Here is a 7,109-nt window from a genome sequence, read left to right as displayed (position 1 = left end):
ATCCAAGGCAGTGCACAGTGCGTAGCGGGCCAGCAGCACTTCGTTGCGCGGGATGCCGGCGGCTTCGGCGCGCTCTTCGAACTGGCGCAAGTACGCCAGCAATTGCGCGCGCAAGCTGGCCGGCGCCGGGTGGGCGATGGTGTTGCGCAGGCGGGTCAGCAAAGCCAACAGCGGTCCGGCGGCGCTTTCCAGCGGGTTGAGGCCCTGGCTCTTGCCGGTGAGCATCGGCGCGGCTGGCATCGACAAAGGCGCAGGGGCGGCGGGCGCAGGTTCTGGCGCTCGGCCACCCGGGCGCGGCATGAACTGGGTGCGGTCATCGTCATTGGGGTGCATCGCGGATTATCCTCGGATCGCCCAGAAGGCCAGGTTCAAGCCCGGGAACTGCCCGGCGATGTGGAAGGCAAACCCACCAGAGTTGTTCAATTGCTGCCAGTGCTCGCTGCCCCGGTCCAACTCGTAATAGGTGGAGCCTGCGTGATACGGAATCTGCCGAGGCGCCACCGGCAACGGCAGCAGGCCGATACCCGGCAATTGCAGGTTGACCATGTCGCGGATGTGCTCCACCGAGCCGACCTTGCTCTGCTGGCCGAAGCGCGCACGCAGGGTTTCGCCGGGTACGTCGGCACGTACCACGAGGATGAAGCTGGCGCTGTCGAGCAGGGTTTTGTCGGCGAGCATGGCCACGTGGATGCCGTAGGCTTTTTCCACGATTGGAATCGGCGTGGCCTTGCTGTCGATCAGCATCGACAGCGCCTCACGCAGCGCCGCCATAACCGGGGCGAAGCTCAGGGCCAGGTCATCGTGCTGGTATTGCGGGTATTCCTGGGGACGACGACCGGATGTGGAGAACGTGGAAAACTCACCTGCCAGGCTTACCAGCTCACTGAAAAACCGTTCCGGGTGCAGCGGGCTCAGTTGGTTGAAATGTTGAAGCAGCGGCTGGGCGCGGTTGACCAGTTGCAACAACATGAAATCGGCGATCTCCGACGCACCACCGGCACCCGAGGCGACCACACGACCAGCCAGGGCCTCACCGCGTTGATGCAGCAGGCCCAGCAGCTCACTGCGAAAGGCCGTCAGCGGTTTGCTTGCAGCCACGTCGAGCACTGGCGGGATGTACGTGTCATCCAGCACCAGCGCGCGGTCGGCGCGTTTCTCCTTGATGCGCACAATGCCGATAGCGGCGTAATCGCTGATGCCATCCTGGGCGGTCAGCAGGCGCAGCGCGCGCGAACCGACCGCCACAGGCGCACGGTTTTCGAACGGGGCGTTGTCGTCCCGCACTTCGCGCACCTGGCTCACGTAACGTGCGGCTTCCAGGGCTTCGCCTTCATCCACGGTATCGCGGGCACCGGCGCGCTTGAGCGGCAAGGCCAGGTACACGAGGCCGTCACGCAGGTGGTCATCGATGTTCAGCGGGCTCGGCGCCAGGTCGTCCTGGGGGATATTGAACGGCGTGCCGTCAGGCAACAGACCCCGAGCCGAAACGATTGCCAGCTTGCCCTGGGCCAGTAGCCCCTGGTCGATCAGCAACTCGGAAAAGCCCCAGCTGCCTGCGGACAACGGGCGGCTGCGGGCGTCGATCAGGTTTTCCAGGTAACGGTCATGCTGCTGGAAGTGCTGCGTTCCGATGAACATGCCTTCCGACCAGACCACGCGATTGTTCCAGGACATGGGGGCTCCGAGGGTTTCTTATTGGGCAGGGCTGGATGGGGGAACCACGACGTCGGCGCGTACCGCGTGCACATCGAGGCTGATCTGGTATTCGGTGTATTGGCGCGGCGGCACGTTGATCACGGCGCGCCATTGCGCACGGTCCAGCTCGCGGTAGCCCACCAGCAAACCGATCTGGCGCGTGGCAGGGTCAAGGTCGCGCTGGATACTCAATTGCTGCCCGGGTTGCACCATGACTTCGTCCTGGTCCAGCAGGTCCAGGCCGAGGGTAGATTGCGCACGATCCGCCAGGGCGAAGTAGTCGGAGCGTCCGAAAGTGGCGGCGTTTTTCAGCTCGAAGATCCGCACTCGTACCGGTGCGGCCTGGCCATTGGCACCCGGATTGAGCCCGGCAATGGCGTGAAAATGCAGCTCGACAGCGGCGGTGTCTGCCTCGGTCTCAGCGGTCGCTTCGGGTTTGACCGCGTCCTTGGCACACGCCGTCAGCAGCAACACGGTGGCGGCTGCGAGTAAAAACCTGGGAATCATCCTGCGTCCTCAATGACGTATTTAGCTATCCGTTAAATCCATGTGTTGCGGTTCAGCGTCGCTGTCGGGCGCTGTGTTCTTCGTAGGCTCGGCTGAATTCGCGGCCGAACAGGTCCTGGAAATCTTCCTGGGCCTCACGGGAAATATTGCTGTAGAGCTCGGTGAACTGCTGCCAGTACTGGGCCTGGCGCGAGCCGTTGAACAAGCTCGATAACCCACCGGGTTTGCCCATGCGCTCTTCCAGTTGCGTCGGTTCGAAGCGCCCGAGCAGGTGCTTGATCGCGGCCTCCACGCCTGCCATGACGGCCAACTGGTGGGCGCGCAGGTCGTCGAAACTGTCGCGCACGGCGGCATCCGGTGCCATAAACGCCTGGTTGCCGTGGCGAAGCAGCAGCAACAAGGCCTCGTCGGCGTTCGGCGCAAACTTCAACGGATTGTTTTCGGCGGGACGGATCATGGTCTGCTGCATCCGGAACTCGCCCTTGAGGCTGGCCCGGGCACGCAATACGTCGATCAGGCCCTCGACCATCAAGCGGTAGCTGCGGCCGATGTTCTCCATCTGGGCGCAGGCGTCGGCCTTGTCCAGGCGCAGTTGATCCAGCCCGGCACCGCGCAGGAACGCTTGCAGTAAATCGGGCTGTTGTTGGGTATCCGCCACGGGGAGCACCGGCTCGACCACAGGGGGCGGCGCAATCACCGGCGCTGCTGGCGGCGGGGCGACCGGCGCCGGCGTGTCGGCAAACAGGTCCCAGTCTTCGGGAATCACCGAGCCGGATGCCACCGGTTTTTCGACGGCGACCGGCGTCGGCGGGCGGAAGTCGTGCTGCTCGGACGGCACATGATCCGCCACGGTCGGCGGCGGTACGGCGGTGGGGCTGAGAAAATCGAACAGGTCCGGCAGGGTGTCCATCGCCGAGGCGCCCTGGAATTGCGGCGCGATCACGGGCGTGGGGGCTGGAGTGCTTGCCACGGCGCCCATCAACGCCTCAAAGCTATTCGGTGAATCACCGGCAAACGGCTGGCTATCAACGGCTTGCAGGTTGAAATCGATACGCGCCTGGATCTCGTAGTCACCGATGCGGATCAGTTCGCCATCCTGCAACGGCTCGCTATTACCTCGGCGTAAACGGATACCGGCGTTAACCAACTCCACCCCGTTTGTACTGTTATCGGTTAAATAATAACGGCCATCTTTGTATTGAATAACGCAATGCTGCGAAGAGACGAGACGCTCCGGATCAGGCAATACCCAGTCATTATCCGAATTGCGGCCAATAGCCATCACGCCCTGGTCCATGGACTTTTCCGAGCATTGCCCAGGGGTAATCTTGTGATAACTAGTGATAGTCAAACACAGCGACATCTTGCCTCCTTGCTGATACATCGCGCGCGGTCAACTTCCCGGGACAACGCTTCCCCAGAGATCTCCGCCAGGTCACGCAAATGACCATAACATCAGCTAAAACCCGCATGATCGCTGATCTTAGCCGGCCTTCATGACAAAAATCCTGCCTGGGGGCGCCGTTCGACCCGCCAGTCGCGCAGGTTGTTAAACACCGCACATCTGTCACAGAGCGTGAATAGCTTACCTTGACAAGGCATAAGTACTACACCAAAAATGCACAACTTCTTGAACATCAGTAGTGGCACCGTAGTGGCACTCTGGTTATAGGGTCAAGAATCCATGCAAAGTTCCTCGCGTAACTAATGCATGCATTGCCCGCCATCTAACGGGCTGATAAGGAGATCAAATTCAGTGGATGTGCCGTTGCTGCTCGCCGCCGTTTCCCCGAATTCGCCGTGTGGCGAAGACATGGAGTATGACGCGCAATTTCTCCAACTGGAGCGTGATGCCAAGGGCCAACCCGAGCGCAGCATGGGCGACTCGATCCTGCCCGCTGAACCGCCGGAATGGCGCAGCATCCAGCAGCAAAGCCTCGACTTGCTACAGCGCAGCAAAGACCTGCGCATCACCCATTTCCTGCTGCAAAGCACCCTCGCCCTCCAGGGCCTGGCCGGACTGGCTGAAGTCCTTTCGCTGATCAACGCATTGCTGCGCGACTACTGGTCCGACCTGCATCCGCGCCTGGATGCCGACGACGATAACGACCCTACCGTACGCATCAACGCCCTCACCGGCCTGACCTGCGACACTAACATCCGCCTGCTGCGCGAAAGCATCCTCACACGTTCACGCACCTTCGGGCCTGTGAGCCTACGCGCAGCGCTCAACGCCAGCGGCCTGCAAGTGTTTGCCGAAGAACAGCTCGGCGCCCAGCAGCTAAACGCCGCATTCCTCGACAGCGACCCCGAGCAGCTGCAAGCCACCCGCGACGCCTTGAGCGCAGCGCGTACCGCGTGCGAGGCCATCGAACAACAGGTCAATGACCAGGTCGGGTCCGCCCAAGGCGTGGACTTAAGCCTCTTGAAGCAACCGCTCAAGCAGGCCCTGCAAATACTCAATCAAGCGGTGCCAGGCACCGACAGCAGTAGCGAACCCGAGGCCGTCAGTGACGACAATGCCCCCTCGGTCGACTTCGCCGCTGCGCCCGCAGCCCCTCGTCCGACCGGCGACATCGCCACTCGCGATGATGTGCTGCGCAGCCTCGACAAAATCCTTGCGTACTACACCCGGCACGAGCCTTCGAGCCCGCTGCCGGTGCTGTTGAACCGAGCGAAGAATCTGGTGCACGCCGACTTCGCGGCCATCGTGCGCAATCTGATTCCCGACGGCATGTCCCAATTTGAAAACCTGCGCGGCCCGGACAGCGAGTAAGCCACCGGGCTATGCAGTAACAACACCGTCGCTCAAGCGACCAGGAGCAGCAACGTGGCGAAGCAAAGTTCTCAGAAATTCATCGCGCGCAACCGTGCGCCTCGAGTGCAGATCGAGTACGACGTCGAGCTTTACGGCGCCGAGAAAAAGGTCCAGCTGCCCTTCGTGATGGGCGTGATGGCCGACCTCGCCGGCAAGCCTGCCGAGCCGCTCGCCCCCGTGGCCGACCGCAAGTTCCTTGAAGTGGACGTCGACAACTTCGACTCACGCCTCAAGGCCATGCAGCCGCGCGTGGCCTTCCACGTACCCAACGAACTGACCGGCGAAGGCAATCTGAGCCTGGATATCACCTTCGAAAGCATGGACGACTTCAGCCCGGCCGCCGTGGCGCGCAAGGTCGACTCCTTGAACAAGCTGCTCGAAGCCCGCACTCAGTTGGCCAACCTGCTGACCTACATGGACGGCAAGACCGGCGCTGAAGAAATCATCATGAAGGCCATCAAGGACCCGGCACTGCTTCAAGCACTTGCCAGCGCGCCCAAGCCTGCAGGGGAGCAGTAATCATGACTGACAATACCGCCCGCGAAGGCGCCCAGAACCTGGGTGCGACCGAGGAAACCAGCGAGTTCGCGAACCTGCTGCTGCAAGAATTCAAACCCAAGACCGAGCGTGCCCGCGAAGCCGTGGAAACCGCGGTGCGCACCTTGGCCGAACAGGCTTTGGCGCAGACCGACCTGGTGTCCAACGACGCGATCAAGTCGATTGAGTCGATCATCGCCGCCATCGACGCCAAGCTCACCGCCCAGGTCAACCAGATCATCCACCACCAGGATTTCCAGCAGTTGGAAAGCGCCTGGCGTGGCCTGCACTACCTGGTCAACAACACCGAGAGCGATGAGCAGCTCAAGATTCGCGTGCTCAACATCTCCAAGCCGGACCTGCACAAGACCCTGAAGAAATTCAAGGGCACCGCGTGGGACCAGAGCCCGATCTTCAAGAAGATGTACGAAGAAGAATACGGCCAGTTCGGCGGCGAACCGTATGGCTGCCTGGTGGGCGACTACTACTTCGACCAGTCGCCTCCCGACGTGGAACTGCTGGGCGAGCTGTCCAAAGTCTGCGCCGCCATGCACTCCCCGTTCATCGCAGCCGCTTCGCCGACCGTGATGGGCATGGGCTCGTGGCAGGAACTGTCGAACCCACGTGACCTAACCAAGATCTTCACCACCCCGGAATACGCCGGCTGGCGTTCGTTGCGTGAGTCGGAAGATTCGCGCTACATCGGCCTGACCATGCCGCGCTTCCTGGCGCGCCTGCCGTACGGCGCCAAGACCGACCCAGTGGAAGCCTTCGCCTTCGAAGAAAACACCGACGGTGCCGACAGCTCCAAGTACACCTGGGCCAACGCCGCGTACGCGATGGCGGTGAACATCAACCGTTCGTTCAAGCACTACGGCTGGTGCTCGCGCATCCGTGGCGTGGAGTCCGGCGGTGAAGTGGAAAACCTGCCGGCCCACACGTTCCCGACCGATGACGGTGGCGTAGACATGAAGTGCCCGACCGAAATCGCCATCAGCGACCGCCGTGAAGCGGAACTGGCGAAGAACGGTTTCATGCCGCTGCTGCACAAGAAAAACACCGACTTCGCCGCGTTCATCGGCGCCCAGTCATTGCAGAAACCGGCCGAATACGACGACCCGGATGCCACCGCCAACGCCAACCTGGCCGCGCGCCTGCCGTACCTGTTCGCCACTTGCCGTTTCGCTCACTACTTGAAGTGCATCGTGCGCGACAAGATCGGCTCCTTCAAAGAGAAGGACGAGATGCAGCGCTGGTTGCAGGACTGGATCCTCAACTACGTGGACGGCGATCCAGCTCACTCCACCGAAACCACCAAGGCCCAGCACCCGTTGGCTGCCGCCGAAGTGATCGTGGAAGAAGTGGAAGGTAACCCGGGGTACTACAACTCCAAGTTCTACCTGCGCCCGCATTACCAGCTTGAAGGGCTGACGGTGTCGTTGCGTCTGGTATCGAAGCTGCCTTCGGCGAAAAGCGCATAACCACGAATGAGCCGGCTCTTCTGTGGGAGCCGGGCTTGCCCGCGATGCACGCGACGCGGTCTGCCAGTCAG

7 protein-coding genes are annotated in these 7,109 nt (G+C 61.9%); 3 read left to right on the top strand and 4 right to left on the bottom strand.

Annotated features, from left to right (window positions below; all coding sequences use genetic code 11):
- From icmH to tagH, 4 genes are all read right to left on the bottom strand, one after another.
- Positions 1-333, bottom strand: a 333-nt coding sequence (gene icmH, locus ACRESD_RS14200; RefSeq protein ID WP_431751485.1) for a type IVB secretion system protein IcmH/DotU, incomplete at its 3' end; no start/stop codon positions are given.
- Between the two features lie 6 nt (positions 334-339).
- Complete coding sequence (gene tssK, locus ACRESD_RS14195; RefSeq protein ID WP_431751484.1) at positions 340-1,674, bottom strand: type VI secretion system baseplate subunit TssK; 1,335 nt, start codon at positions 1,672-1,674, stop codon at positions 340-342.
- An 18-nt stretch (positions 1,675-1,692) separates the two neighbouring features.
- On the bottom strand, positions 1,693-2,202 hold the full coding sequence (gene tssJ, locus ACRESD_RS14190; protein ID WP_431751483.1) for a type VI secretion system lipoprotein TssJ: 510 nt from the start codon (positions 2,200-2,202) through the stop codon (positions 1,693-1,695).
- Between the two features lie 52 nt (positions 2,203-2,254).
- On the bottom strand, positions 2,255-3,565 hold the full coding sequence (gene tagH / locus ACRESD_RS14185; RefSeq protein ID WP_431751482.1) for a type VI secretion system-associated FHA domain protein TagH: 1,311 nt from the start codon (positions 3,563-3,565) through the stop codon (positions 2,255-2,257).
- Positions 3,566-3,958: 393 nt separating this feature from the next.
- On the opposite strand from tagH, the gene tssA reads away from it, so the two are divergent.
- From tssA to tssC, 3 genes are read left to right on the top strand one after another with little or no spacing between them, the layout of a single operon-like run.
- Positions 3,959-4,978, top strand: coding sequence for a type VI secretion system protein TssA (tssA, locus tag ACRESD_RS14180; RefSeq protein WP_431751481.1), 1,020 nt, complete (start codon positions 3,959-3,961; stop codon positions 4,976-4,978).
- A gap of 54 nt (positions 4,979-5,032) precedes the next feature.
- Positions 5,033-5,539 carry a type VI secretion system contractile sheath small subunit gene (tssB, locus tag ACRESD_RS14175; RefSeq protein WP_122539194.1) on the top strand — a complete coding sequence of 169 codons (507 nt, stop codon included), beginning with the start codon at positions 5,033-5,035 and terminating at the stop codon, positions 5,537-5,539.
- A gap of 2 nt (positions 5,540-5,541) precedes the next feature.
- Complete coding sequence (tssC, locus tag ACRESD_RS14170) at positions 5,542-7,038, top strand: type VI secretion system contractile sheath large subunit (RefSeq protein ID WP_431751480.1); 1,497 nt, start codon at positions 5,542-5,544, stop codon at positions 7,036-7,038.
- The last annotated feature ends 71 nt before the right edge of the window (positions 7,039-7,109 follow it).

It is taken from the genome of Pseudomonas sp., assembly GCF_050739995.1.
GTDB lineage: Bacteria > Pseudomonadota > Gammaproteobacteria > Pseudomonadales > Pseudomonadaceae > Aquipseudomonas.
Note: the sequence above shows the minus strand (reverse complement) of the source record. Positions and strands in the feature narration are given on the sequence as shown.

Coding starts and splice junctions, on each gene's coding strand:
- tssC (WP_431751480.1), top strand. CDS start 5,542: ATGACTGACAATACCGCCCGCGAAGGCGCCCAGAACCTGGGTGCGACC.
- tssJ (WP_431751483.1), bottom strand. CDS start 2,202: ATGATTCCCAGGTTTTTACTCGCAGCCGCCACCGTGTTGCTGCTGACG.
- tagH (WP_431751482.1), bottom strand. CDS start 3,565: ATGTCGCTGTGTTTGACTATCACTAGTTATCACAAGATTACCCCTGGG.
- tssK (WP_431751484.1), bottom strand. CDS start 1,674: ATGTCCTGGAACAATCGCGTGGTCTGGTCGGAAGGCATGTTCATCGGA.